The organism is Curtobacterium sp. DN_7.5, assembly GCF_022655355.1.
Taxonomy (GTDB): Bacteria; Actinomycetota; Actinomycetes; order Actinomycetales; family Microbacteriaceae; genus Curtobacterium; species Curtobacterium luteum.
This window is the reverse complement of sequence record NZ_CP093378.1, coordinates 231,190-254,848: the sequence shown is the minus strand read 5'-3', so window position 1 is coordinate 254,848 and position 23,659 is coordinate 231,190. Positions and strand designations below refer to the sequence as shown.

General features: G+C 72.7%; 26 protein-coding genes. 11 read left to right on the top strand and 15 right to left on the bottom strand.

From position 1 onward, the window contains the following. The first annotated feature begins 81 nt into the window (after positions 1 to 81). Positions 82 to 1,110, top strand: a complete 1,029-nt coding sequence (locus MON03_RS01245; RefSeq protein ID WP_175327906.1) for an aldo/keto reductase — start codon at positions 82 to 84, stop codon at positions 1,108 to 1,110. Between the two features lie 78 nt (positions 1,111 to 1,188). Here MON03_RS01245 and MON03_RS01240 read toward each other — a convergent pair whose 3' ends face one another. Then, entirely contained in the window at positions 1,189 to 1,377 is a 189-nt protein-coding gene (locus tag MON03_RS01240) for a hypothetical protein (RefSeq protein WP_022902902.1), read from the bottom strand. A 115-nt stretch (positions 1,378 to 1,492) separates the two neighbouring features. Here MON03_RS01240 and soxR point away from each other — a divergent pair, with 115 nt between their 5' ends. Next, positions 1,493 to 2,020, top strand: coding sequence for a redox-sensitive transcriptional activator SoxR (soxR, locus tag MON03_RS01235; RefSeq protein ID WP_242090005.1), 528 nt, complete (start codon positions 1,493 to 1,495; stop codon positions 2,018 to 2,020). On the opposite strand, the gene MON03_RS01230 is transcribed toward soxR, so the two are convergent. After that, positions 2,001 to 2,444, bottom strand: a complete 444-nt coding sequence (locus tag MON03_RS01230; protein ID WP_242090004.1) for a MarR family winged helix-turn-helix transcriptional regulator — start codon at positions 2,442 to 2,444, stop codon at positions 2,001 to 2,003. The genes soxR and MON03_RS01230 overlap by 20 nt on opposite strands. Positions 2,445 to 2,490: 46 nt before the next feature. On the opposite strand from MON03_RS01230, the gene MON03_RS01225 reads away from it, so the two are divergent. Next, on the top strand, positions 2,491 to 3,723 hold the full coding sequence (locus MON03_RS01225; protein ID WP_242090002.1) for a multidrug effflux MFS transporter: 1,233 nt from the start codon (positions 2,491 to 2,493) through the stop codon (positions 3,721 to 3,723). A gap of 110 nt (positions 3,724 to 3,833) precedes the next feature. Here MON03_RS01225 and MON03_RS01220 read toward each other — a convergent pair whose 3' ends face one another. The 5 genes from MON03_RS01220 to MON03_RS01200 all read right to left on the bottom strand — a co-directional run bounded on the left by MON03_RS01220 (position 3,834) and on the right by MON03_RS01200 (position 7,361). Continuing rightward, positions 3,834 to 4,568 (bottom strand): phosphatase PAP2 family protein, encoded by a 735-nt coding sequence (locus MON03_RS01220; RefSeq protein ID WP_242090000.1) that lies wholly within the window; start codon positions 4,566 to 4,568, stop codon positions 3,834 to 3,836. Positions 4,569 to 4,649: 81 nt separating this feature from the next. Beyond that, a complete protein-coding gene (gene pcp, locus MON03_RS01215; RefSeq protein WP_242089998.1) occupies positions 4,650 to 5,300 on the bottom strand; it encodes a pyroglutamyl-peptidase I in 651 nt (216 codons plus the stop codon). 137 nt (positions 5,301 to 5,437) lie between these two features. Further along, positions 5,438 to 5,734 carry a Dabb family protein gene (locus tag MON03_RS01210; RefSeq protein ID WP_242089996.1) on the bottom strand — a complete coding sequence of 99 codons (297 nt, stop codon included), beginning with the start codon at positions 5,732 to 5,734 and terminating at the stop codon, positions 5,438 to 5,440. A gap of 94 nt (positions 5,735 to 5,828) precedes the next feature. Then, a complete protein-coding gene (locus MON03_RS01205) occupies positions 5,829 to 6,413 on the bottom strand; it encodes a hypothetical protein (protein WP_242089994.1) in 585 nt (194 codons plus the stop codon). A gap of 60 nt (positions 6,414 to 6,473) precedes the next feature. Continuing rightward, positions 6,474 to 7,361, bottom strand: coding sequence for an SDR family oxidoreductase (locus tag MON03_RS01200; RefSeq protein ID WP_242089992.1), 888 nt, complete (start codon positions 7,359 to 7,361; stop codon positions 6,474 to 6,476). A gap of 154 nt (positions 7,362 to 7,515) precedes the next feature. Here MON03_RS01200 and MON03_RS01195 point away from each other — a divergent pair, with 154 nt between their 5' ends. Further along, positions 7,516 to 8,115 (top strand): hypothetical protein, encoded by a 600-nt coding sequence (locus MON03_RS01195; RefSeq protein WP_242089989.1) that lies wholly within the window; start codon positions 7,516 to 7,518, stop codon positions 8,113 to 8,115. A gap of 12 nt (positions 8,116 to 8,127) precedes the next feature. Here MON03_RS01195 and MON03_RS01190 read toward each other — a convergent pair whose 3' ends face one another. The 5 genes from MON03_RS01190 to MON03_RS01170 all read right to left on the bottom strand — a co-directional run bounded on the left by MON03_RS01190 (position 8,128) and on the right by MON03_RS01170 (position 14,473). Next, on the bottom strand, positions 8,128 to 9,057 hold the full coding sequence (locus tag MON03_RS01190; protein WP_242089987.1) for an ROK family protein: 930 nt from the start codon (positions 9,055 to 9,057) through the stop codon (positions 8,128 to 8,130). Further along, positions 9,054 to 10,733 carry a dipeptide ABC transporter ATP-binding protein gene (locus MON03_RS01185; protein WP_242089985.1) on the bottom strand — a complete coding sequence of 560 codons (1,680 nt, stop codon included), beginning with the start codon at positions 10,731 to 10,733 and terminating at the stop codon, positions 9,054 to 9,056. Before MON03_RS01185 ends, MON03_RS01190 begins: the two co-directional genes overlap by 4 nt. Continuing rightward, positions 10,733 to 11,626, bottom strand: a complete 894-nt coding sequence (locus MON03_RS01180; RefSeq protein WP_242089983.1) for an ABC transporter permease — start codon at positions 11,624 to 11,626, stop codon at positions 10,733 to 10,735. The genes MON03_RS01185 and MON03_RS01180 overlap by 1 nt, the downstream gene beginning before the upstream one ends. Next, complete coding sequence (locus tag MON03_RS01175) at positions 11,623 to 12,582, bottom strand: ABC transporter permease (RefSeq protein ID WP_242089981.1); 960 nt, start codon at positions 12,580 to 12,582, stop codon at positions 11,623 to 11,625. The genes MON03_RS01180 and MON03_RS01175 overlap by 4 nt, the downstream gene beginning before the upstream one ends. A 91-nt stretch (positions 12,583 to 12,673) precedes the next feature. Further along, on the bottom strand, positions 12,674 to 14,473 hold the full coding sequence (locus MON03_RS01170; protein ID WP_242089979.1) for a peptide ABC transporter substrate-binding protein: 1,800 nt from the start codon (positions 14,471 to 14,473) through the stop codon (positions 12,674 to 12,676). A 215-nt stretch (positions 14,474 to 14,688) separates the two neighbouring features. Between MON03_RS01170 and MON03_RS01165 the strand changes: the two genes are divergently transcribed. Genes MON03_RS01165 through MON03_RS01155 form a run of 3 tightly spaced genes read left to right on the top strand, consistent with a single transcriptional unit; the run spans position 14,689 to position 18,150 of the window. Continuing rightward, positions 14,689 to 15,873, top strand: coding sequence for an ROK family protein (locus MON03_RS01165; RefSeq protein ID WP_022902752.1), 1,185 nt, complete (start codon positions 14,689 to 14,691; stop codon positions 15,871 to 15,873). Next, positions 15,866 to 17,407 (top strand): M81 family metallopeptidase, encoded by a 1,542-nt coding sequence (locus MON03_RS01160; RefSeq protein WP_175327917.1) that lies wholly within the window; start codon positions 15,866 to 15,868, stop codon positions 17,405 to 17,407. The genes MON03_RS01165 and MON03_RS01160 overlap by 8 nt, the downstream gene beginning before the upstream one ends. Continuing rightward, on the top strand, positions 17,404 to 18,150 hold the full coding sequence (locus MON03_RS01155; protein WP_175327918.1) for a copper homeostasis protein CutC: 747 nt from the start codon (positions 17,404 to 17,406) through the stop codon (positions 18,148 to 18,150). The genes MON03_RS01160 and MON03_RS01155 overlap by 4 nt, the downstream gene beginning before the upstream one ends. A 7-nt stretch (positions 18,151 to 18,157) precedes the next feature. Here MON03_RS01155 and MON03_RS01150 read toward each other — a convergent pair whose 3' ends face one another. Together MON03_RS01150 and MON03_RS17350 are read right to left on the bottom strand one after the other, a co-directional pair. Next, the gene (locus MON03_RS01150) at positions 18,158 to 18,817 is read right to left on the bottom strand and encodes a TetR/AcrR family transcriptional regulator (RefSeq protein ID WP_175327919.1); all 660 of its coding nucleotides are present in this window, start codon (positions 18,815 to 18,817) and stop codon (positions 18,158 to 18,160) included. Positions 18,818 to 19,279: 462 nt separating this feature from the next. Beyond that, complete coding sequence (locus tag MON03_RS17350) at positions 19,280 to 19,405, bottom strand: hypothetical protein (RefSeq protein WP_261976508.1); 126 nt, start codon at positions 19,403 to 19,405, stop codon at positions 19,280 to 19,282. Positions 19,406 to 19,571: 166 nt separating this feature from the next. Between MON03_RS17350 and MON03_RS17345 the strand changes: the two genes are divergently transcribed. Further along, complete coding sequence (locus MON03_RS17345; protein WP_022902757.1) at positions 19,572 to 20,018, top strand: MarR family winged helix-turn-helix transcriptional regulator; 447 nt, start codon at positions 19,572 to 19,574, stop codon at positions 20,016 to 20,018. Here MON03_RS17345 and MON03_RS01135 read toward each other — a convergent pair. After that, on the bottom strand, positions 19,988 to 20,629 hold the full coding sequence (locus MON03_RS01135) for a metal ABC transporter ATP-binding protein (RefSeq protein ID WP_022902758.1): 642 nt from the start codon (positions 20,627 to 20,629) through the stop codon (positions 19,988 to 19,990). The genes MON03_RS17345 and MON03_RS01135 overlap by 31 nt on opposite strands. Before the next feature lie 50 nt (positions 20,630 to 20,679). Between MON03_RS01135 and aztB the strand changes: the two genes are divergently transcribed. From aztB to MON03_RS01120, 3 genes are read left to right on the top strand one after another with little or no spacing between them, the layout of a single operon-like run. Beyond that, complete coding sequence (gene aztB, locus MON03_RS01130; protein WP_022902759.1) at positions 20,680 to 21,558, top strand: zinc ABC transporter permease AztB; 879 nt, start codon at positions 20,680 to 20,682, stop codon at positions 21,556 to 21,558. Further along, on the top strand, positions 21,555 to 22,727 hold the full coding sequence (locus MON03_RS01125; RefSeq protein WP_242089978.1) for an ABC transporter: 1,173 nt from the start codon (positions 21,555 to 21,557) through the stop codon (positions 22,725 to 22,727). The genes aztB and MON03_RS01125 overlap by 4 nt, the downstream gene beginning before the upstream one ends. Continuing rightward, on the top strand, positions 22,724 to 23,647 hold the full coding sequence (locus MON03_RS01120; protein ID WP_350355064.1) for a metal ABC transporter solute-binding protein, Zn/Mn family: 924 nt from the start codon (positions 22,724 to 22,726) through the stop codon (positions 23,645 to 23,647). The genes MON03_RS01125 and MON03_RS01120 overlap by 4 nt, the downstream gene beginning before the upstream one ends. Positions 23,648 to 23,659: the final 12 nt, after the last annotated feature.

Here is a 23,659-nt window from a genome sequence, read left to right as displayed (position 1 = left end):
CCACGGGCCTCCAGGCCGTCAGACGGTAACGCTTCGTCACCCGCGTCCGTGCGTCGCGTCAGCGCACCTATCGTGACGCGCATGGAACAGCGACGCACCGGGCGCACGGGGGCGCCCGTCAGCGCCCTGACACTCGGGACGCACGCGCTCGCGGGCGTGGCGACCCGGGACCTCGACGAGGCGGCCGTGCTCGTGCACGAAGCCCTCGACCGCGGCGTGACGGCCGTCGACGTGTCGGACGCCGACGGCGGCGGTCGCGCGGAGTCCGCCGTGGGGGCGGCCCTCGCGGGTCGGCGGGACGACGTCTTCGTGTCGGTGCGGTTCGGCGACGCGGTCGACTCCGATCCCGCGCACCGGGGCAACGGCCGTCGGTGGATGTTCCGCGCGGTCGAACGGAGCCTCGAGCGGCTCGGGGTCGACGTCATCGACCTCTACCAGCCGGCGCGTCCGGACCCGGCGACGTCCCTCGACGAGACGCTCGACGCCCTCGCGGACCTCGTCGCCGCCGGTCGGATCCGGGCCTTCGGCATCCCCGGGTTCCCCGCCGAGGAGCTCGTCGAGGCCCAGTGGCTGCGGTCCGGCGGCAAGAGCGCGACCGCCACGCACGTGCCGTACTCGCTGCTGACGCGGACGGCCGAGCGGACGGTGCTGCCGGTGGCACGGCGCTTCGGGCTCGGCGCGTTCACGGGGGCACCGCTCGCCGGAGGCTGGCTCGCCGGGTCCTACCGGGAGGGCGCCGGCCAGCCGGTGTCGCCGCGGACGCTCGCCGACCCCACGGCCTACGACGTCGGGTCGCCGCGCAACCGCCGGAAGCTCGGGGTGGTCGACCGCCTCGGGCGTCTCGCCGACGAGGCCGGTCTGACCCTGTTCGAGCTGTCCGTCGGTTTCGCGCTGACCCACCCGGACGTGTCGAGCGTCGTGGTCGGCCCGCGGACGACGTCGCACCTGGACGCGTACCTGCAGGCGTCGGAGGTGGCGCTCGACGACGACCTGCTCGACGCGGTCGACCAGGTCGTGCCGCCCGGGACCCACGTGCTCGAGGACGACACGGGCATCGCGCTGCCGGCGCTGTCCCGGGAGCGGCTCCGCGGACCGGCACTCGTGCGCTGATCCCGCGGGGTGCCGACTCCGTTCGGGGACGTCGACGCCGTTCGGGGACGTCGACGCGTTCGGGGACGTCGTACGGCCTCAGCGGGCGGTGGTGCGGCAGAGGCCCTCGTGCGCGAGCATCACCGGGAGTGCGAGGGCGTAGGGCAGCCGGGCGGCGAGCCGCTCGAGACCGGAGAGCACCGCGTCGAGGACCGGGTTGCCGGTCGGCTCGGGCCAGTTCGACGAGACGGGGCGGGCGATGTCCTGCTGCGCGGTGAGCACGCTCATGGTCGTGTCCTTCGAGGTTCGAGCCGGTCCTGCACCGACCTTGTGATGTCCAACATATTACCGACATGTAGCCCTGTCAAGTGCGATGTGAACACTCGCGCCTAGGATCTCGACCATGGTGGAGATCCCCGCACCGAAGCCGACCGACCTGCTCTCGATCGGCGAGGTGGTGGAACGCACCGGGGTCGCCGCGTCGGCCCTGCACTTCTACGAGCGCAAGGGCCTGATCCACCCCGAGCGGACGACCGGCGGCACCCGGCTGTACCCCCGGCACGTCGAGCGGCGCATCGCGATCATCCAGGTGGCGAAGCGGCTCGGTATCCCGCTGAGCGAGGTCGCCGAGCAGTTCGCGACGCTGCCGAGCGACCGGATGCCGTCCCTGCGCGACTGGGCCCGGTTGAACGAGCGGTGGCGGGCACGGCTCCGCGCCCGCCAGCTCGAGCTCGAGCGGCTCCAGGAGGAGATGACGCAGTGCATCGGCTGCGGGTGCGTCTCCCTGAACGCCTGCCTGGTGATGAACCCGGGCGATGCGCTCGGCGCGGACGGGGCGGGTGCGCGGCGCCTGATGCCGATCGAGGACGAGGTCGGGCGTGCAGCCGATCAGGACGTCGAGGAGGAGCCCGTCAGCGCGTCACGCCCCTGAGGCCGGCGTCGATCCGCGTGAGCAGGGCGAAGGCGTCCTCGACCCCGTCGACGTCGCCCCCGAGCGCCTCGCGCAGCGTGCGGACCCAGTGCGCGTGCAGCCGCCCGATGCTCTCCCGCGCGACCAGCGTCGGATGGAGGCGCACCGTCCTGGCGTCCTCGGGGTCCGGCCGGCGCTCGACCATCCCCTTGTCGACGAGCGCCTTGAGCGCGACGCTGAGGTTGCTGCGCTTGAGGGCCGTCGCCTCGGCGGTCGCGCTCGGTGAGGTCCCGGGGTTGCGGTCGACCCACCGCATGACGAGCGCCTCGGTCCCTGTGAGCGGCACGATGTCGAGCGTGCGGAGGCCGTGCGGGTCGACGTCGCGCGAGACGCGGAGCAGGACGTCGGCGAACTCCGCGAGGAGGTCGTCCGACACCGGGGGCATGGCAGCACTGTACCGCGGGCACTCCATGAGTTATGATTTCATAACCATGACGACCGACACCGGGACCATCCGCGCGTACGACGCGGCCGCACCGACCACGACACGGGGCATCACCACGGCGCTCCTGCTCGTCCTCGGACTCCTCAGCGCGGTGGCGCCGTTCGCCACCGACCTCTACCTGCCGGCGTTCCCGCAGATGACGACTGAGCTGCACACCTCCGCGACGACCGTGCAGCTCACGCTGACCGCGTTCCTCGTCGGGGTCACGGCCGGGCAGCTCGTCTTCGGTCCACTGTCCGACCGCTTCGGCCGGGTGCCGCCGCTGGTCGCGGGTGCGGCGCTGTGCGTCCTCGCGAGCGTGGCCGCGGTGCTCGCACCGAACGTCGGGGTGCTGATCGTCGCCCGTCTGCTCCAGGGGCTCGGTGGTGCGGCCGGCATGGTCATCGGTCGTGCCGTGATCTCCGACCTCGCCTCCGGCAGGGCCGCGGCGCGGGCGTTCTCGCTCATGATGATCGTCGGTGGCGTCGCCCCGGTCGTCGCCCCGCTGCTCGGCGGCCTGCTCACCGCGCCGCTCGGCTGGCGCGGACTGCTCACGATCGTGCTCGGCCTGTCCGTCGCGATGCTCGTCGCCGTGCTCGCCGTCGTCCGCGAGACCCACCTGCGCTCGCGCCGGGACGCACTCCGGGCCGAGCGGGCGGGTTCGGGCTCCCCTGTGCGGGCACTCCGCTCTCCGGCCTTCATCGGGTACACCGCCGTGTTCGGATTCGCGTTCGCGGTGATGATGGCGTACATCTCCGCGTCGCCGTTCCTCTACCAGGACATGCTCGGGCTCGGGACGGTGGGCTACGGCGTCGCGTTCGGCTGCAACGCGCTCGCGCTGATGGGCGTGAGCATCCTGTCCGCGAAGCTCACGGCCACCCGCTCCGTCGTCGGGGTCCTCAGCGTCGGGATCGGGCTCGTGACGGCGTCGACGGTGGCGTTCGGGCTGCTCGTCGTGACCGGGGCGCCCGTGTTCTGGCTCGCCGTCCCGCTGTTCACCGCGGTGGGGTCGCTCGGCCTGGTGCTCGGGAACGCGACCGCGCTGGCGTTGGGCGCGGTGCCGTCGGCTGCCGGGAGCGCCTCGGCCGTGCTCGGTGCACTGCAGTTCGGCCTCGCGGCCCTCGTCTCACCGCTCGTGAGCATCGGCGGGTCGACGACCGCGGGGCCGCTCGCGGTCGTGATGCTCGCCGCGGCCGTGGTCTCGGTGGTCGCCCTGCTCCTCGCCCGGCATCGCGCCTGACACCGGCGGGGCCGGACCGGGGAGCGTGCGCGTTCCGACGGAGCGCGCGTCGATCACCACGAGCGACGTCGGAGCGGGCGCGCTTGCCCGACCGACGGCGCCCCCGGGCGTCAGGACCGGACGGCGCGACCGCCCACGGGCTTCCGGAGGAACGGGATGCGCGGCATGAGCCAGTCGACCCACACCACCCGGACGCCGGGGGCCACGGCGAGCGACCAGAGGATCGACGCCGCCGCGTCGGTCGGGTAGTGCACCGCGTCGATCGACACCGCGAAGAACACCACGACGATCGCCGCTGTGCCCGCCACGAGCACGGTGCGGTGCCACCGGCTGTCGCGCAGGAGCCAGATGAGCGCGATGACGAACGCGGTGATGTACACGGTGTGCCCGCTCGGGTACCCCGGGTCGGGCTGCACGGCGAACGGGTGCGGCAGGACGGCGACGTCGGGGCGCGCGCGGTGCACGATCTCCTTCACGACCGCCGAGGGCACCCACGTGATCGCGATCGTGCCGCCGAACGCGAGCGCCGGACGCAGGTCACGGGACCGCCACCAGATGACGGCCACCACGACGACGGTGATCCCGATCGCCGGGGCCGGGCTGATCACGTGGTACACGGCGTCAGTGAACGCGCCGAGCGCCCCGGTGTGCAGCGTGTTCAGGGCCTTCGAGAGCCCGAGGTCGACCGTGCCGAGCAGGAAGCCGACCCCCGTGATGACGACGACCGCGATGACGGCGACCGCGACCGAGACGAGTGGGTAGCGCGCCGGCTCGAGGATGCCCACGACGTCGGTCGCGGTGGCCGAGCGGCCTCGGGGACGGAGCTGCGGGGCGTCGGCGGTCATCCGACCATGGTCCCAGGTCGTCGGCGCACCCGACCCGGAGACCCGTGACGGAAGATCAGAAACCCCTCAGCGTCGCAGCGCTCAGTGTTCCGCCCCGCCCTGCTCGACCAGGTCCGGTCCGCCGCGGAGGGCTTCGCGGACCACGACGTCCAGCGCCCGGACGACGTCGTCCAGCGGGAGTGTCGGCAGGCCGGGGGCACCGAAGCCCGGTGTGGCCGGCACGTGCACGAACCCGCCACGGAAGTCGTGCCGGTCGGCGAGCGACATGAGCTCGTAGAACGCCTGGTTGCACGTGAACGTCCCGGCGGTGTTGGAGACCGCGGCAGGGACGTCGAGCGCCCGGATGCCCGCGACGATCCGCTTGATCGGCAGCCCGGAGAACCAGGCCGGCGCACCGTTCGGGTCGATGGGCTCGTCGACCGGCCGAGCTCCTGCGTTGTCCGGGATCCTCGCGTCCTGCACGTTGATCGCGACGCGCTCGGGCGTCACCGCGGACCGACCCTCGGCGAGACCGGTCGCGACCACCACGGTCGGCCGGTGCTCGAGGATCGCGGCCACGAGTCGCTGCCGGACCTCCGCGAAGACGACCGGCAGCTGCTCGACCCGCATCCGGGCGGGCCCGTCCCACCGGCCGGCGAGCGCCGTCACGGCGTCCCAGGACGGGTTCGTCGTGGCACCCCCGAACGGCTCGAAGGCGGTCAGGAGGACGGTCGGTCCGGTCGCGTCGGCCACCGGCCCAGCCTAGGCACGGATCGGCCGGGAGGCACGTGGCGGCGCCGTGTCGCGCCTCCCGGCCGTCACCGGGTCACCGCCGGGGCCGGAACCGGCCCTGTCGGACCGCCGAGCCGGCCGTCCCCGCCGCGGCGGCGTCAGTTGTCGATGTCGAACACGACGACCCGGCTGCTGCCGGCCCGGATGTGCTCGGCGACGGGCTGGTGCTCGGGGTGCGGTAGGTAGGCCTGGAGCGCTGCGCGGTCGCGGAACCCGACGACGAGCATCCAGTCGAACCCGCCCTCGAGCCCCTCGGTGCTCACGCTGGTCCCCGACCGGACGGTCTCGACGCCCTCGATCCGCGTGAGGTGCTCCCGTGCGAGCGCGTCCCCTCGTGCCGCTCGTCCGTCGTCGCCGTCCCACGTCACCAGCACCACGTGCGTCACACCGGTCATCGTCACTCCCGTCGTCGGGTCCGATGCTGCCAGCACCGTGCAGCGGTGGCGCCCGTCGGTCCCGGTCTCATCCGCTGGGCGCGGGGCCCCGCGGTCACTTCCGGGCTTCGACCCGCTGCTGGATGCCGACGAGGACCATGAACAGCAGCCCGACGCCGAGCACGACGGCCGGTGCGAGCAGCGAGCCGCCGCCGGTCAGCGCCAGGACCAGGAACACCACGCCGAGGCCGGTGAACATCCCGGACAGGGCCCAGCCGGCCTTCACGCTCACGAACCAGCGCGGCCGGCCGGCCTCGTCGGCGGATCGGATGCGTTCGTCCTCGGCGGCCCGCCACGCGCTGCCCGGCCCCCGGTGTCGGAGGACCTTCGCCCAGAACACGAGCATGCCCGCCGCGAAGACGAGGAAGAACACCGTCAGCCCGATCGCGACGCCCGTCTCCCCGCTCATCCAGAGCGGCACGGTGGCGAAGAGTCCGACGAGCGCGGAGCCGAGCACGAGCCACGGCGCGACGACGCGGGCGTACGCCTGCTGTCCGCGCCCGACGGCCCGGCTCGCACGGATGAAGCGCTGTTCACCGCTCGAGCGCTCGGCCGCGGGCTTCCGCATGACGTTGCCCTCGACGACGATGAGCACGACTGACGCCAGGAGCACGATCCCGACCACGATCCACACGACCATGGTCGAGACCGTACTCACGAGGACTCCTCAGTCTTCCGGAGTCCGGGGGACAGTGGGCCGTCAGAACGCGGGGGTCCCGCCCGCGATGGTGATGGTCGAGCCGGACTGGTAGCTCGACTCCGGGCTGACCAGGTGGACGTAGGCGGCGCCGAGCTCCGCGGGCTGCCCCGGGCGACCGAACGGCGACGACTCCCCGAAGTGCGCGACGGTCTCGGCGTCGTCCGAACCGGGCTGCAGCGGGGTCCACACCGGACCGGGTGCGACCGAGTTGACGCGGATGCCCTTCGGCGCGAGCTGCTGGGCGACGGCCTCGGTGAAGGTCTTCACGGCACTCTTCGAGATCGCGTAGTCGATCTTGTCCGGTGACGGCGTGCTCGCCTGGATCGAACCGGTCGTCACGATGGTCGAACCGGGCTCGAGGTGCGGCACCGCGGCCTTCGTGAGCCAGAACAGCGAGTAGATGTTCGTCTTGAAGGTGGAGTCGAAGTGCTCGGTGGTGAGCGTCAGGACGTCGTCGTTGCTGTCCATGCGACCGGCGACCATCACGAGCGTGTCGAGGCCGCCGAACTCGTCGACGGCCTTCTGCACGAGGTCCTGGCAGTACTGCTCGTCGGAGATGTCACCGGGGAACAGCACGGCGCGGCGCCCTTCGCCCTCGAGGAGGTCGCGGACCTGCTCGGCGTCCTCCTGCTCGTCGGGCAGGTAGGACAGGACGAGGTCGGCGCCCTCGCGGGACAGTGCGATCGCGGCGGCACGGCCGATGCCGGAGTCGGCGCCGGTGACGATGCCGCGGTACCCCGCCAGTCGCTCCTTGCCGACGTAGCTCTGCTCGCCGTGGTCGGGCTGCGGGTCCATCTTCCAGGCGGCGCCCGGCAGGGACTGTTCCTGCTCCGGGTACGGCGGTGCGGGGTAGAGGGTGTTCGGGTCGCGCTTGTCGTACTGGCTCATGCGGCCACGATGCTCGGGAGCTGCTCCGCGCCGGTCCAGGGGCACGGGGCTGCACACGCCGTGACAGCATCCACAGCCTGAACGAATGTCGATGAGGCTGTCGCGGATGCACCCTGCCGGTCGGCGGAGGATGCGCGCGGGTACCGTCCGGTCCGTGGCGGGCGACTGGGTCGAGTTCGACGACGGACCGAAGCGGCGGGTGATCCGCCGTCGACTCGGACGGTTGTGGCCGTTCGTCCTGGCGTTCGGGACGGCCTCGGCGTTCATGAGCAAGGGCGGTCCGTCTCCGTTCCAGTCGTTCGGGTGGATCGCGGTCCCGATCTGGTTCGCAGGATGGGGACTCGTCCTGCTCGCTGCGTGGGGTGTGCTCCACCTCGTGTCACGGCCCTTCGCGATCGACCGCGAACGCGGTCTCGTGCGGATCCGCGGCAGGGTCGTGCCGTTCTCCGCGGTGGACTCCGCGGAACTGGAGCCGTTCACGAACCTGGATCCGGACCTGCTCTCGATCCGTCTGGGGATCCGCAAGCGGCGCACGGTGGTGCTCGTCATCAGGGAGGGTCGCGAGGCCACCGTGACCGGGGCGCACCGCGATGCGCTCCTCGCGGCGCTCGCCGGATCGTCGATCACCCGCCCGTCGAGCGTCCACGACCCGACCGGCCGGTTCGCCCGGTTCAACTTCCCGGGCTCACTCGACAAGGCGGGCGCCGCCGAGGTGGTCGAACACCCGCCCCAGGTCGGTGTCGCCGGCCCGTGACCGCTACCCGCGTCACACGACGGGCGCAGCCCCGAACACGACGTCCCGCACCTGCGCCGCCGCACCGAGCGCGACGGCGTCGGACCCCAGCGTGGACAGCGCGAGCCGGATCGGTGCGCCGCTGACCGGGGGTTCGGCCTCGATGGCCGCGGTGATCGCGGGTTCGAGGAGGTCCCACGACCGGGCGATCCCCCCGCCGATCACGACGGTCGTCACGTCGAGGACCCCAGCGGTCAGCAGTGCGGCGCGGGCGAGCCCCCACCCGGCGCGCCCGAAGACCTCGGCGGCGTCGGCGTCGCCGGTGCGCGCGGCCTCGGCGACCTCGCGCACGGAGCGACGCCGGCCGGACCGCTCCTCGTAGCGGTCGGCGATGCCCCGGGCGCCCGCGAGGGTCTCGAGGTGTCCGACCTGGCCGCACGTGCACACCGCGTCGCCGAAGCCCGGCACGTGACCGATCTCCCCCGCGGCGCCGCGTGGTCCGGCGAAGAGGGATCCGCCGAGCACGAGCGCCCCGCCGACACCGGTCCCGAGCGTCATCCCGAGCACGTCCGGCTCGCCCGCGACCGCGCCGGTGGCGACCTCGCCGAGGAGGAACGCGTTCACGTCGTTGTCGAGGGTCGCGGGCACGCCGAGTGCTCCGGTGACGGCCGCGGTCACGCCGTACCCGGCCCAGCCGGTGAAGGAGTTCCCGGTCACCAGGACCGTGCCGGTCGCGGCGTCCACGACGCCGGCTGCGCCGACCCCGACACCCGACAAGGAGGCCCGGTGCCGGTCGAGCAGGTCCGTCACGGCACGGACACCGGTCGCGACGATGGCCGCGCCGCCCGCGTGCGCGGGCGTCGGCAGGTCGACGCGGTCGACGACCTCGAGGTCCGGCGTCGTGAGCAGCACCTTCGTGTTCGTCCCGCCGACGTCGATGCCGGCGAGCACCTCGGCGCTCACGCGGTCACCGTCCCGAGGGTCGCGAGACGATCGGCGCGGCGACGACGCTGCACGACGGGGTCGGGCACGGGGACCGCGGCGAGCAGGCGTCGGGTGTAGTCGGTCTCCGGGTGGACGAGCGTGGCGCCGGTCGGCCCCTGCTCCTCGACGCCGCCCTGGCGCATCACGACGACACGCTCGGCGAACTGCTGCACGACGGCGAGGTCGTGCGAGACGAACAGGCACGCGAAGCCCAGGTCGGCCTGGAGCTCGCGGAGCACGTCGAGCACGGTCTCCTGCACGCTGACGTCGAGCGCGCTCGTCGGCTCGTCGGCCACGAGCAACCGCGGGGACAGCACGAGCGCCCGCGCGAGCGACACCCGCTGCCGCTGGCCACCGGAGAGCTCCCGGGGTGCGCGGGACGCCAGGGTGCGCGGGAGGCGCACGGCGTCGAGCACCTCGTCGACGCGGCGACGCCTGTCGGCCGAGGACATCCCGCGGCGGTGCACGGCGAGGGGCTCGGCGATGCACTCGGCGACCGACATCCGGGCGTCGAGCGACGCCACCGGGTCCTGGAGGACCACACCGATCCCGGACCGCAGCGCGCGACGGGCGCGACCGCGGGAGCGGACGAGGTCGGTGCCGAACAGGTGCACGCTGCCCGCGGTCGGCCGGACGAGCCCCAGGGCCACGCGGGCGGCGGTCGACTTCCCCGAGCCGGACTCCCCGACGAGCCCGACGGTCTCGCCGGCGTGGACGGCGATGTCGATGCCGCGCAGCGCCTGCACGGCGCGTGCCCCGCGCCCGAACGTCACCGAGACGTCCCGCAGGTCGACCACCGGGGCTGTGTCGGGCCTCCCGGCCGGATCGGACCGAGCCGACGACGCGGATGACGTGCCCGTCGGTTCCGACGCCACCGTCAGCCGCGGCACCGCCGCGAGCAACCGCTTCGTGTAGTCGTGCTGCGGGCGGAGCAGGACGTCCTCGACCGGGCCGGTCTCGACGATCTCCCCCTGCAGCATCACCGCGACCCGGTCCGCGAAGTCCGCGACGACGCCCATGTTGTGCGTGACGAGCAGCACGCCCGTGCCGGTGTCGGCGGCGAGCCCGCGGAGCAGCTCGAGGATCTCGGCCTGCACGGTCACGTCGAGCGCGGTCGTGGGCTCGTCCGCGATGAGGAGCTTCGGCCGGTTCGCGATCGCCATGGCGATGACCACCCGCTGCCGCTGCCCACCGGACAGCTCGAACGGGTACGCCTTCGCACGCGCCGCCGGCGAGGGGATGCCGACCCGTTCGAGGAGCTCGACCGCGCGCGCCGCCGCGTCCGTCGCGGACACGTCCTGGTGGTTCCGGATGACCTCGGCGATCTGCGCGCCGACCCGGGTGAGGGGGTCGAGGGCGGTGGCGGGTTCCTGGAAGACCATGGAGACGGTGGACCCGCGGAGGGACCGGAGGGCGGGCTCGGGGGCGCCGACCACCTCGTGGCCGTCGACGACGGCACTGCCCGTGGCGGTGGCGTTGCCGGACAGCAGGCCCATCGCGGCGAGCGCGACGGTCGACTTGCCGGAGCCGGACTCCCCCACGAGCGCCAGCGTCTCCCCGGGTTCGACGTGCAGGGTGACCCCGCGGACGGCGTCGACGGTGCCGGACTCGGTGGCGAAGGTGATCCCGAGGTCGGTGGTGGTCAGGATGGACATCAGCGGCCCCTCACGTCGAAGGCGTCCCGGAGCCCGTCGCCCACCGCGTTGAACGCGCAGACGACGAGGATCACGGCGAGTCCCGGCGGGACGATGAGCCACCACCGCCCGGAGTAGGCGGAGGTCAGCCCGGCGGACAGCATCCCGCCCCAGTCGGTCGCGGGTGCCTGGACACCGAGACCGAGGTACGAGACGTACGCCACGAGCAGGATCGCGTCCGCGACCTGGAACGTCGCCGCGACGACGATCGTCGACACCGAGTTCGGCAGCAGGTGCCGACCGATCGCGCGGGCGTGGGAGCCGCCGATGGCGCGGAGGGTGAGGACGTAGTCGCGGTTCTTCAGCGTCAGGGTCTCGGCGCGGATGAGTCGGGAGGGCACGAGCCACGAGACCAGCCCGAGGATCACGATGAGTCCCCAGACACCGGGGGTCGTGATCGCCGAGATGACGAGCAGAATGAAGAGCGCGGGGATCGCGATGCCGGCATCGACGACCCGCATCATGACGGCGTCGACCCAACCGCCGACGTACCCGGCGACCGAGCCCCAGAGCGTCCCGACGACCGTCGCCAGGATGCCCGCGGCGATGCCGACCATGAGCGACACCTTCCCGCCGAACATGAGCCGACCGAGGACGTCGTGCCCGACGGCGTCGGTGCCGAGCAGGTGCGCAGCACCCGGGGCGAGGTTCACCTGGTCCAGCTGGGTGTGGGTCTGGTCGGTCGGGTACAGGAACGGACCGACGAAGCAGAACAGCACGACCACGACGATGACGACGAGGCCGATCACCGCGAGGGTGTTGCGGCGGAAGCGCCGGGCGGCGAGCCGCCAGCCGGTCGATGCGACGACGACCGGGGCGCCGGGCGCCTCCGGTGCCAGTTGTACGACGCTCATGCGCGGCTCGCCTTCGTTCGCGGGTCGATGAGGGACTGCGCGACGTCGGCGAGCAGCGTGCCCACCACGGTCGCGATCGAGATGACGAGGACGCAGCCGAGCAGGGTCGGGTAGTCCGAGGTCTGCGCGGCGTTCCAGAACAGCAGACCCATGCCGGGGTAGTTGAAGAGCTGCTCGGTGACGAGCGCGCCGCCGAACAGCACGGGCAGGTAGTACCCGAGCATCGCGACGACCGGGGTCAGGGAGTTCCGGAAGACGTGTCGCCGGAGGATGGTCACCGTCGACGCGCCACCGGCCCGGGCGGTGCGCACGTAGTCCTCCTGCAGGTTCTCGAGCGTGGAGGCCCGCATGTACCGGCTGAACACGGCGATCATCGCGAGTGCGCCCGTGACCACCGGCAGCACGAGGCCGGCCGGGTCCTGGAAGACCTCGGCGAGGGTGGTGCCGCTCGGCGCCTGCGCCGGCAGCCACGGCAGCTGCTGGCTGAACACGATGATGAGGAGCAGCCCGAGGAAGAACGCGGGCGTCGAGTAGAACACGAACGCCAGCGCGGTGGCGGCGTAGTCGACGGCACCGTTGCGGCGCACGGCCTGCCACATGCCGACGGGGATCGCGATGACGAGCCCGAGGACGGCGGACATCCCGGTGAGCACGAGGGTCTTCGGCAGGCGCTCGGCGATGAGCTGCGAGACCGGTTCGTTGAGCGTGTACGACATGCCGATGTCGCCGGTGAGCAGACGACCGAGGAACCGGAGGTACTGCACGGGCAGCGGCTGGTCGAGTCCCTGGGACTGGTTGAAGGCGGCGATCTGCGCCGGCGTCGCGGAGACGCCGAGGACGCCGCGGGCGGGTCCGCCCGGCAGGGCGTGCAGCAGGCAGAACACGACGATCGTGACGATGAGGACCACGGCGAGTGCTTGCAGCACGCGCCGGAGCAGGTACAGGGCTGTGGTCATGCGGCTTCCGATGGTCGGGTCGGGGACGTGAGCCGGGAGGGAGGCGCGGTGCGCGTCGGACGCGCACCGCGCCTCCCGGCTGTCCTTGGTGTTACTTGCTCCACTTCCACTGCGCGGGGTGGAAGTTCGCGAGGGAGTCCTGGTCGAACCCGGTCAGGCCCTTCTTGACGACCGAGATCTGGTAGTCGGGCTCGGGGAGCCAGATCACCGGGAGGTCCTTCGCGACGGCCGCGCTGTAGGCCTGGACGGCCGACGAGTCGGTCGAGGTGGTGGTCGCGTCGATGAGCTGGTCGACCTCCTTGTTCGAGTACGAGCCGAAGTTCGCCGACCCACCGGTCTGGAACAGCGACTCACCGGTCGGGTAGGCCGGGAAGTACCAGCTGCCCGCGGTCCCGAAGAAGGAGAGGTCCCAGTCGCAGCTGGCCTCGTCGCTCGTGCAGGTCGGGGTCTGCGACAGGACGCTCGACACCGGCGCGGTCTTGATCGTGAAGCCGATGCCGGTCTTCGCGAGCGAGGACTGGATCGCGCTCATCATGTTGTCGGTCACGGTCGAGCCGGACTGCGAGAGCACGTTCATCGTGAACTTCGTGCCCTTGTCCACGCCCTCGCCGCACTGGCTGTCGGAGGTGCCCGGGTCGGTGCAGACCATCGTGCCGCCCTGCTCCTCCCAGCCGTGGCTGGTCAGCAGGTCCTTGGCCTTCGACGTGCTGAACGGGTACGGGTTGTCCTTCTGGACGCTCGAGACGTAGTCGGACTCCTGCGCCTGCGGGATCGGGCCGTAGGTCGAGGTCGCGGTGCCGTTGAAGACGACCTTCGACAGCGAGGTCTGGTCGATCGACATCTGCACGGCCTGGCGGGCGTACAGCTGCTTGAACACCGCCCCCATCGTCGGGTTGTTGAAGTTGTACGGCATGTACGTGATCGCCCAGCCGGTCCACGGCTGCACCTCGTAGCCCTTGGCCTCGAACGACTGCTTCTGGTCCATGTCGGTGGCGTTGATGTAGCCGTAGTCGACACCGCCCGAGCGGACCGCGTTGACCTCGGCGTCCGCGGACGTGAACGGCAGCAGGTTCACGGTCGTGATTGAGGGCTTCTCGCCGCCGTCGTACTTCTTGTTCGCGGTGAGGGTGACCTTGCCGGCGGTGGTGAACGCACTCACGCCGTACGGGCCGGAGATCGTCTTCCACAGGTCGTCGCTGGCGTAGTCCGAGATCTTGCCCGCGGCGGTGTTGAGGTACTTCCAGACCTCCTTCGCGCCGGCCGTCGTCTCGTCCGCGTTGCCGACGGAGCCGCTCGCGCTCGTCTTGTCCCACGCGTGCTGCGGCAGCGGGACGATGTGGCTCAGCTGGTTCGCGAGCATCCAGTCCGCGTTGTACGCCTTGTCGAACGTGATCGTGAAGTGGGTGTCGTCCACCGTCGTGAAGGACGTCCAGTTGTCGGGCGCCTTGCCCTTCGAGTACGAGCCCCACTGGTCCTTGTTCGCCTTGATGAGGTTGAACCAGAACTCGACGTCGCGGCTGGTGATCGGCTTGCCGTCCGACCAGTGGCGGTCGCCGAGGGTCACCTCGACACTCTTGCCGTCCTTCGCGAACGCGGCGTCGGTGGCCACGGATCCGGCCTTGTTCCACGCGATCTTGCCCGTCGAGCCGTCGTAGGCGACGAGCGGCTCGTACAGCGATTGCGCGATCGAGCCGTTGTTCGTGTTGAGGTGGGCGGCCGTCCCGATCGGGAGGATCCAGTTCGGCGTGAAGTTCGCCGGCAGCGCGTAGTCGATCTCGTCGGCGTTGCTGCTGCCGGACGAGGCGTTGCCGCCCCCGGAGCAGCCGGCGAGCAGCGCGCTCACGGCGATCGCGGCTCCGGTGAGGAGCGCCCAGCGACGGGGCTTGGTCATGTGTGTCTCCTGGTGCGTGGGAAGTGTCGGGGTGTGGAGCACGCGTGCCGGTCGGCACGGGGACAGTCAATGACCAAAGCCGTTGGAAAAACAAACATCTCCGTGTAAATAGTGCGTTTCTGCGGAACGGACGAAAGGGTGGACGGGTCGGATCACCGCCTAGGCTCGGCTCCACGGGCGGTCGTCGACCGCTTTCCACCGGATTGGAGAAAGTCGTGCCGGACCTCAGTGCCCGCGTCCTGGAGCTCGTCGCCTCCGGACAGGCCTCCAGCCGCACCGAGATCGCGGCCCTGCTCGCCGCGGCGCCCTCGACGGTGTCCCACGTGGTCGCGCAGCTCCTGTCCCACGGTCTGCTCGCGGAGGAGGGCACGGACGTCTCGACGGGGGGTCGCCCGCGCAAGGTGCTCCGGATCGGCGGCGCCGACGAGTACGCGGTCGCCGCGGACGTCGGCGGCGGTCACGCCCGCATCGGGGTGGTCCGGCCGGGAGGCGCGCTCGAGTCCGTCGCGAACGTCCCGTTCGCGCTCGCGGACGGCCCGACCGCCGGGCTGCAACGGCTGGCCGGTCTGCTCGAGCGGCTCGCGGACGACCAGGGGCGCGCGGGCCTCCGCGGCGTCGGGCTCAGCCTCCCCGGCCCCGTCGACGTCGAGGCCGGGGTCGTCGACCTCCCGAGCCGCATGCCGGGGTGGAACGGGTTCCCGGTGGCGGCGTGGCTGACCGAACGGTTCGGCCTCCCCGCCGTCGTCGACAACGACGCGAACTGCATGGCCGCCGGCGAGCAGAGCGTGCAGGACCCCTCGCGGCGCCAGACCATCACCATCAAGGCGGGGTCGGCGATCGGCGCAGGCATCGTCATCGACGGTCGCCTGTACCGCGGGGCGACCGGCTCCGCGGGGGACATCACGCACGTCCGGATCGACGCCGCCGGTGACACCCCGTGCTCGTGCGGCAACACCGGGTGCCTCGAGACGGTGGCCTCCGGGGCCGCCCTCGTGCGCATCCTGTCGGGTGCCGGGGTCGCGGTCGAGTCCACGGCGGACGTCGTGCGCCTCGCTTCGGACGCCCACCCGGAGGCGACCCGGGCGGTGCGCCTGGCCGGTCGTTACCTCGGTGAGGTCCTCGCCGCGAACGTGAACTTCTTCAACCCGGACGCCGTCTACCTCGGTGGCATCCTGTCCACCCTCGACCCGTTCATCGCCGCGGTCCGCAGCCAGCTGTACGAGAGCTGCCACCCGCTCATGACGCAGCACCTCGCGATCGAGCCGGTGTCCCTCGGTGCCGACGCCGGGCTCGTCGGGGCCGGTCAGTTCGCGTTGCAGCGCGGACTCACGGCCTCGCTCGAGGAGCTGTCCGCACCCATCCCGCAGTCCACCGCCCGGAAGAGGAGCGTCCGTGTCTGAGTCCCACCCCACCCCCACCGCACGTCGTCCGGTCATCGCGATCGCCGGACTCGCCATCGAGACCTCGACCTTCACGCCCACCCGGACACACGCAGCCGCCTTCCACCCGGACCGGGGCGACGAGGTGGTCGCGCGGTACCCGTTCCTCGCGGACATCGCCGACCGCGCCGAGTTCCGGGGTGCGCTCATCGGGCACGCCCTGCCCGGCGGGGTCGTCGACCGCGACTCGTACGAGTCGCTGGCCGACGAGATCGTGTCCCGGCTGGGCGCGATCACCGCCGCCGAGCAGCTCGACGGCCTCTGGTACGACATCCACGGCGCGATGGTCGTCGACGGGCTCGACGACGCCGAGACCGACCTGCTCGGCCGCATCCGCGCGGTCGTCGGGCCGGACGTCGTCGTGTCGGCGTCCATGGACCTGCACGGCAACGTCACGGCCGAGCTCGCGCACCAGGTCGACCTCGTCACCTGCTACCGGATGGCCCCGCACGAGGACGCCCTCGAGACGAAGGAACGCGCGGTCCGGAACCTCGTCGACGTGCTCACGACCCGACCGGTCGGGCAGCAGCGGCCCGTGAAGGCGTGGGTCCCGATCCCCGTGCTGCTCCCCGGCGAGCAGACCTCGACCCGCATCGAGCCCGCGGCGTCGCTGTACGCGCAGGTACCGGAGGTCGAGGCGACCCCCGGTGTCCTCGACGCAGCGATCTGGGTCGGGTACGCGTGGGCCGACCAGCCGCGCGACCGTGCCGTGACGGTCGTCACCGGGTGGGACCGCGAGGCCGTCGCCGCCGGTGCGGAGCGGCTCGCCCGCGCGTTCTGGGACGTCCGCGAGGAGTTCGTCTTCGTCGCCCCGACCGGTTCGTTCGACGAGTGTCTGACCGCGGCGCTCGCCCCGGGTGCGGCGCGGCCGTTCTTCGTGTCCGACTCCGGCGACAACCCGACGGCGGGCGGCTCCGGGGACATGACGTGGGGGCTCACCCGGGTGCTCGCGAACCCAGTGTTCGCGAGCACGGACGGCCCGACCGTGATCTACGCGAGCGTTCCCGGTCCCGCGGCCGTGGAGACCGCGGTCGAGGCCGGGGTGGGCGCGACCGTCACCGTCACCGCGGGTGCCGAGGTCGACGACCTGCACGCCGGGCCGATCACCATGACCGGGCGGGTCCACGCGGTCAAGCACGGGGACCGGGACGCGGAGACCGAGGTCGTCCTGCAGGTCGGGTCGGTGTTCGCGATCCTCACGAAGCTCCGGAAGCCGTACCACCACGAGCACGACTTCACCGACCTCGACCTCGCTCCGCGGGACGCCGACCTCGTGATCGTGAAGATCGGCTACCTCGAACCCGAGCTCTTCGACATGGCTGCGGACTGGATGCTCGCCCTCACGCCCGGCGGCGTCGACCAGGACCTCGAGCGCCTCGGCCACCACAGGATCCAGCGCCCGATGTTCCCCTACGATCGGGTGTTCCCGTCGGCGCCCGACCTCGGCGCCCGGATCATCCCACCGTCGAACGAACCCCTCGGAGCCATCGCGTGACCACCGCCTCCGTCGCCCTCGAGATCGCGGTGACCTCCCCCGCCGGGGCCGTCGTCGCCCGCGAGCACGGCGCCGACCGCGTCGAGCTCTGCGTCGGCCTGGAGCTCGGCGGACTCACCCCGTCCCAGGCCCTCGTCGAGACGGTGCACGAGACCGGCATCCCGGCGCACGCGCTCGTCCGGTGCCGCCCGGGCGGGTTCGTGCACGACCGCGGCGAGCTCGAGCTCATGGAACGCGAGGTGCGGACGGTGCTGCGCTCCGGCGCGGCCGGGGTGGTGGTCGGCGCGCTCCGGCCCGACCGCACGCTCGACGTCGACGCGCTCCGTCGGTTCGTCGACGCCGCACGCTCGGTGAGCGCCGTCGCGGAGGTCACCCTGCACCGCGCGGTCGACCACACCGCCGACCCGGTCCGAGCGGCCGCGGCACTGCACGACCTCGGCTTCACCCGTGTCCTGACGTCCGGCGGGGCGTCGACGGCCGTGGCAGGTGCCGGCACGATCACCCGGATGGTGGACGCCGCCGGGTCGGTCCAGGTGATGGCCGGCGCCGGCGTCACCCCCGCGGACGTCCCGGCACTCGTCGCGACCGGTGCCGCGGCCGTCCACCTCTCGGCGAAGCGCCGCGCATCCGGCAGCGCCCACGCGGGGGTGCCGATGGGCGGGTCCGACGACGGGTCCGCGCACTTCGTCACGGACGCCGAGGTCGTCGCCGCCGCCCGACGGGCCGTCGACGCCGTCGGCTGACCGGCCGCTAGTCGACGGGGTGCTCGACCTCGTAGCGGAAGACGCGGTGGAGGTCGTCCATCGCGATCGGTCCGCCCGGCAGCGGGCGTGTCCCGCCGTCCGCGCGCAGCCCGTCGAGGACGATCCCGATCTGCCGCCCGAGGATCCGTCCCGCCTCGTCCGGCGGGAGGTTCGAGTAGCTCCCGATGCGGAACGCCGCGAAGGTGACGTCGTTCGCGTTGACGTCGGGCCGCAGACGTCCCTCGGCCTGGGCCGCGGTGACCAGCGCCGCGAGTCGGTCCGCCCACCCGTCGCTGAACTGCCGGTCGTCGTCGAGGGCCACCATCTTGCGGTTCAGTCGTGGGATCGCCGGGTGATCCTGCAGCACGTCGACGATGCCGGTCACGAGCGCGACGACGCCGTCCCACGCGGTGGGCTGCACCGCCACCGCCTCCTCGATGCAGGCGAACTCGGCGACGAGTCGGGCGTGGAGGGCCCGGATCACCTCGTCGATGCCGGGGAACCGACGGTAGAGCGTCGCGATGCCGACGCCCGAGTCCTTCGCCAGCTGGGCCATCGATGGGTCGGCGTCGTGGACCGCCCAGTGCCGCTCGGCCGCGGCGAGGATGGACTCGCGGCTCCGGCGCACCTCGATGCGCTCGGCACGGGCACGCTCGGCAGCGGACATGCTCCGACCCTAGCTGTCCGATTCAAGTGGAGAGTTGACTCCGCTTAGCGCCTGCGCCTATCGTCGCACCCGGCGCTGCTGCGTCCGCGCGCCCGTCATCCTGCGGGCCGCCGACCCGGAGCCCGGCCCGTCACCCTGCGGGCCGTCCGCCGGACGACCGGTGCTGCCGCCCGACCCGAACGAGCGGCAACACCGGTCAGTCGGCACCGGGACCCCCGGGGCGGTCGCCGCGATGCCCCGTCGACCAGCGAGCACGTCGACGCCGTCGGCCCGTTGCCGCGGCCGCGACACGGCAGGCGGCGCTCGGCCGGTGGGGGGTCGGTCGAGCGCCGCCGGTGCGGGTGGGGCGAGGGGAAGGTGGCGACGCCTGATCGGAGGGGGGGCGCGACCAGGCGTCGCCGGGGGTGGCGGCACTCGCTCGATGGGGGGAGCGATCGAGGGCCGCCGGCTCGGTGGTGCGTGCTACCCGCCGGCGAGTGAACCGGTGAGCGACAGCGAGAGGACCACGGCAGCGGCGATGCCGGCGAGCAGCCCGACCGGCACGTACCGGCGCCACTGCACGGGCGATGCGCGGGGTTTGTCGGACACGGGGACCTCCTCGTTCTGCGGTCGTACGGTCGCGGAGCAAATGGCTCGGGTTCACTTGCTTCACTCATCAAGATACTCAACCATTCACCAACTTTGCCACTCGTGTACTGTCCCCAGTGCGAGGGACGCCTCGGACGGCCCCTCCCGACCCGGAGTGGAGCCACCTGTGACCCGAGCAGGGAACGCGGACCCCGCAGAACTCATCAGCGCGTTCGAGGCGGTCGTGCGCGCCAACGCGGTGCTCGTCCGGCAACTCAGCGCCGGCGCGGGCGTGCACGAGAACGCCCTCCGCGCCCTCGTGCTCATCGACGACACGGGCTACTCGACCCCGACCGAGGTCGCGGGGTACCTCGGACTCACCTCCGGTGCCGTCACGAACATGGTCGACCGCATGGTGGCGGCCGGCCTGGTCGAGCGCGCGCCGAACCCGAACGACCGTCGCGGATCGCTCCTCCGGCTCACATCGGAGGGCGATGCGGTCGTCGGTCGGTACCGGCAGCGGTACGCCGACCTGCTGACGGCGGTCGACGACACGCACGACGGCGACCTGGCCAGCCTGCTGAGCGACCTCGCGACGAGCCTCTACGAGCAGGCCGGCGACGCCGAGGGCTGACCGAGCGCGACCAGGGCGTCAGCGGCCGCTACGGCGACCGGATCGTGTGCTGCGTGCACGACGACCACCCCGCCGCGGGCCTCCTCCGCCAGCGCGGCGACGACGAGCGCCGCGGATGCCGCGTCGACACCGGCAGTGGGCTCGTCGACGAGCAGCACCGCGGCCTCCTGTGCGAGCCCGAGCGCGACGAGAGCGCGCTGCCGCTGTCCGCCCGACAGTCGGTCGAACGAGCGGTCCGCGAGGTCGGCGACGGCCAGGCGCTCGAGCTGCGCCTCCACGACCGACCGGTCGCGTCGCGTCGACGGGCGCCACCACGGTCGCGCCCGCCACCGCCCCATCGCCACAGCGTCGCGCACGGTCAGCGGGAGCGCGGTGGGCGGGACGGACTGCGGCACGTAGGCGACGTCGGCCGGGAGGCCCGTCACCCGTCCGGCAGACCACGGCACGACACCCGCGATCGCGTCGAGCACCGTCGACTTCCCCGATCCGTTCGGTCCGGTGAGCGCCGTCACCTCGCCGGACCGGAACGTCGCGTGCAGTCCGTCGAGGACGCGACGCCCGTCCCGGTGCAGGGCGACGCCGGAGAGCTCGATGGTCGTGGAGAGCGGCACCTGAGCACGCTATCAGTATTGATAGTCATTTTCATGTAGCGTCTGGGTCCGTGACCTGGCTGACCGACCCGTTCTCCGTCGACTTCATGCTGCGCGCCCTCGTCGGCGGCACACTGGCGGCGGTGCTGTGCGCGGTCGTCGGCACCTGGGTGCTCGTCCGCGGCATGGCCTTCCTCGGCGAGGCGCTCGCGCACGGCATGCTCCCCGGTGTCGCGGTCGCGACCCTCACCGGGTTCCCCGCGGTCCTCGGTGCCGCGGCGAGCGCGGGCGCCATGGTCCTCGGCGTCGGCGCACTGCGGCGGCATGCTCGGCTGTCCTACGACTCGTCGATCGGCCTGCTGTTCGTGGGCATGCTCGCCCTCGGCGTCATCATCGTGTCCGGGTCGCGCTCGTTCGCGACGGACGTGACCGCGATCCTCTTCGGGGACGTGCTCGCCGTGACCTCCGCGGACCTCGTCGGCCTCGCTGCGGCCGCCGCCGTGGCACTCGGTACCGCGATCTGCTTCCACCGCCCGTTCACCGCGACCGCGTTCGACGTCCGGAAGGCCGCGACGCTCGGGCTGCGACCGCGCCTTGCGGAGGTGGTCCTCGTCGCCCTGGTCACCCTCGCCGTCGTCGCGTCGTACCGGGCCGTCGGGACGCTCCTCGTCGTCGGGCTGCTCCTCGCGCCGGCCGCTGCCGCCCGTGCATGGTCTCGTTCGATCGGCTCGACCATGCTCCTCGGCGCCGGCATCGGTGCCGCCGCCGTCCTCGCCGGCCTCCTCGTCTCGTGGCACCTCGGCACCGCCGCCGGAGCGAGCATCGCCGTCGTCTCGGTCCTCGGCGTCGCGGTCTCCCGCGGTGCCGCTGCCCTCCTGCGTGGCCGCGCGCCCACGCAGGCCCCGACCACTCGGACCCCAGCACCCACCGCACCACGAGAGGCCTCATGAACCACCGCTCCACCCCCGCCGTCGGCGCTGCACTCGGGCTCACGCTCCTGCTCGCCGGCTGCTCGTCCGACCCGGGCGCACCGGGACCCACCACGACGACGGACCGCCCGCACGGGTACGTCGAGGGCGCCCGGGAGGCCGGCGAACCGCAGCTCCGCCTCCTCGCGGTGAGCCCGGACGGCCGGACCACGATCCACGACCTGCTCACCGACGAGTCGTCCGAGCTCCAGGGCGTGGACGCCCCGGAGCACGCCGCGACGGACGGGCGCTTCCTCGTCACGTCCGACGACGAGCGGACGACGATCACCGACGGAGGCGCGTGGACGGTCGACCACGGCGACCACACGCACTACTACGCCGCCGATCCGCGGGTCGTCGGGCACGTCGGTCGTGGCGGCGCGATCGCGGTGCACTCCTCGGAGACGACGACCACGCTGACCTGGCCGGACCACGGTGAGGCCGTGGCACTGGACCGCGAGGCACTCGGACAGGGCGAGGTCTCGGAGGTCCTGCGTGTCGAGGCATCCGTCCTGCTGCCGTTCGGCGACCGCTTCGTCGCCGGGGACGACGGCGCGGTGACCGTCCTCGACCGGGGTGGCCGTGCCGTGGGCGAGCCGGTGGCCTGCCCGGAGCCCGCCGGCGGCATCGTGACCCGGGCGGGCGCCGTGATCGGGTGCTCCGACGGCGCCGTCGTCGTGGACGAGGACGGCGCGACGACGGTCCCGCTGCCGGAGGGGTCGGCGGGCCGTCCGACGTCGTTCGCAGCGCGGGCGGGTCGGCCCACCGTCGCAGGGGTCGCCGGGGACGGCGGCGCCTGGCTGCTCGACGCACGGGAGCACTCCTGGCGGTACGTCCCCTCGGAACGACCGTTCCGCGCGGTCGTGGCCGTCGACGACCCCGAGGGGCACGTGGTCGCGGTCGACGACACCGGGCGGGTGGTCGTCGTCGCGACGGCGGACCCGACGTCCCCGGACGGCCGGACCGCCACGACCCGACCCCTGGTCACCGCGAACGGTCCGGCCCTCCTGCAGGTCGACGCACAGCGGGCGTACGCCGCCGACCCGACGGCCGGTGTGGTGCACGAGATCGACTTCGGCGACGACGCCCGGGTGGCGCGCACGATCGAGCTCGGTCGCCCCGTCGCCGCCCTCGCCGAGGTCGGTCGGTGACCCGCGTCGCGCGGGCGAGCACCGCCGCCGTGCGCACCGCCGTCGCGGTCCTCGCTGCCGGGCTCGTCGTGACCAGCGCCGGCTGCAGCCCGGCCGACCGTGACCGCCCGCTCGTGGCCGTGACGACGAACATCCTCGGTGACGTCGTCAGCGAGGTCGTCGGCGACGCCGCTGACGTCGCGGTCCTCATGCCCGCGGGTGCGGACCCACACTCCTTCGAGGTCTCCGCCCGGGAAGCCGCACGGCTCCGGTCCGCCGACCTCGTCGTCGAGAACGGACTCGGGCTCGAGGAGGGCGTCGCCCGGCACGTCGAGGCCGCCGCCGCGGACGGCGTGCCGGTCTTCACGGCGGGCGATGCGATCGACGTGCTCGACTGGCGCACCGAGGACGACTCCGGGCCGGATCCGCACTTCTGGACCGACCCACGGCGGATGGCGGAGGTGGTCTCGGCCCTCGACGACGCCCTCGACGAGGTCGGCATCGACGCTCCGGGGGCCGACGGCTACCGCGCCCAGCTCGACGCACTCGACGGCGAGGTGGCCACGGCGTTCGCGACCGTCCCCGCCGACCGTCGCGCGCTCGTGACGAACCACCACGTGTTCGGCTACCTCGCCGACCGCTACGGCTTCCGGATCGTCGGCGCCGTGATCCCGAGCGGCACGACCCTGGCCTCGCCGAGCGCCGCAGACCTCCGCGACCTTGCGACCGCGATCGAGGACGCCGGCGTCCCGACGATCTTCGCCGACCTCTCCCAGCCGGCCCGGCTCGCCGAGGTCCTCGCGGACGAGGCCGGCATCCAGGTCACCATCACCCCGCTCGCCACCGAGTCGCTGACCGCGACCGGGCCGGCGAGCTCCTACCTCGGCATGACCCGCTCGAACGCCGAGGCCATCGTCGACGGCCTGTCGACCCACGAATGAGGAAGAGAACGG

What these genes read in the sequence shown, in the direction of transcription:
- MON03_RS01245 (WP_175327906.1), top strand. Translation starts at nt 82, where the DNA reads ATGGAACAGCGACGCACCGGGCGCACGGGGGCGCCCGTCAGCGCCCTG.
- MON03_RS01240 (WP_022902902.1), bottom strand. Translation starts at nt 1,377, where the DNA reads ATGAGCGTGCTCACCGCGCAGCAGGACATCGCCCGCCCCGTCTCGTCG.
- soxR (WP_242090005.1), top strand. Translation starts at nt 1,493, where the DNA reads ATGGTGGAGATCCCCGCACCGAAGCCGACCGACCTGCTCTCGATCGGC.
- MON03_RS01230 (WP_242090004.1), bottom strand. Translation starts at nt 2,444, where the DNA reads ATGCCCCCGGTGTCGGACGACCTCCTCGCGGAGTTCGCCGACGTCCTG.
- MON03_RS01225 (WP_242090002.1), top strand. Translation starts at nt 2,491, where the DNA reads ATGACGACCGACACCGGGACCATCCGCGCGTACGACGCGGCCGCACCG.
- MON03_RS01220 (WP_242090000.1), bottom strand. Translation starts at nt 4,568, where the DNA reads ATGACCGCCGACGCCCCGCAGCTCCGTCCCCGAGGCCGCTCGGCCACC.
- MON03_RS01210 (WP_242089996.1), bottom strand. Translation starts at nt 5,734, where the DNA reads ATGACCGGTGTGACGCACGTGGTGCTGGTGACGTGGGACGGCGACGAC.
- MON03_RS01205 (WP_242089994.1), bottom strand. Translation starts at nt 6,413, where the DNA reads ATGGTCGTGTGGATCGTGGTCGGGATCGTGCTCCTGGCGTCAGTCGTG.
- MON03_RS01200 (WP_242089992.1), bottom strand. Translation starts at nt 7,361, where the DNA reads ATGAGCCAGTACGACAAGCGCGACCCGAACACCCTCTACCCCGCACCG.
- MON03_RS01185 (WP_242089985.1), bottom strand. Translation starts at nt 10,733, where the DNA reads ATGTCCATCCTGACCACCACCGACCTCGGGATCACCTTCGCCACCGAG.
- MON03_RS01180 (WP_242089983.1), bottom strand. Translation starts at nt 11,626, where the DNA reads ATGAGCGTCGTACAACTGGCACCGGAGGCGCCCGGCGCCCCGGTCGTC.
- MON03_RS01175 (WP_242089981.1), bottom strand. Translation starts at nt 12,582, where the DNA reads ATGACCACAGCCCTGTACCTGCTCCGGCGCGTGCTGCAAGCACTCGCC.
- MON03_RS01170 (WP_242089979.1), bottom strand. Translation starts at nt 14,473, where the DNA reads ATGACCAAGCCCCGTCGCTGGGCGCTCCTCACCGGAGCCGCGATCGCC.
- MON03_RS01150 (WP_175327919.1), bottom strand. Translation starts at nt 18,817, where the DNA reads ATGTCCGCTGCCGAGCGTGCCCGTGCCGAGCGCATCGAGGTGCGCCGG.
- MON03_RS01125 (WP_242089978.1), top strand. Translation starts at nt 21,555, where the DNA reads ATGAACCACCGCTCCACCCCCGCCGTCGGCGCTGCACTCGGGCTCACG.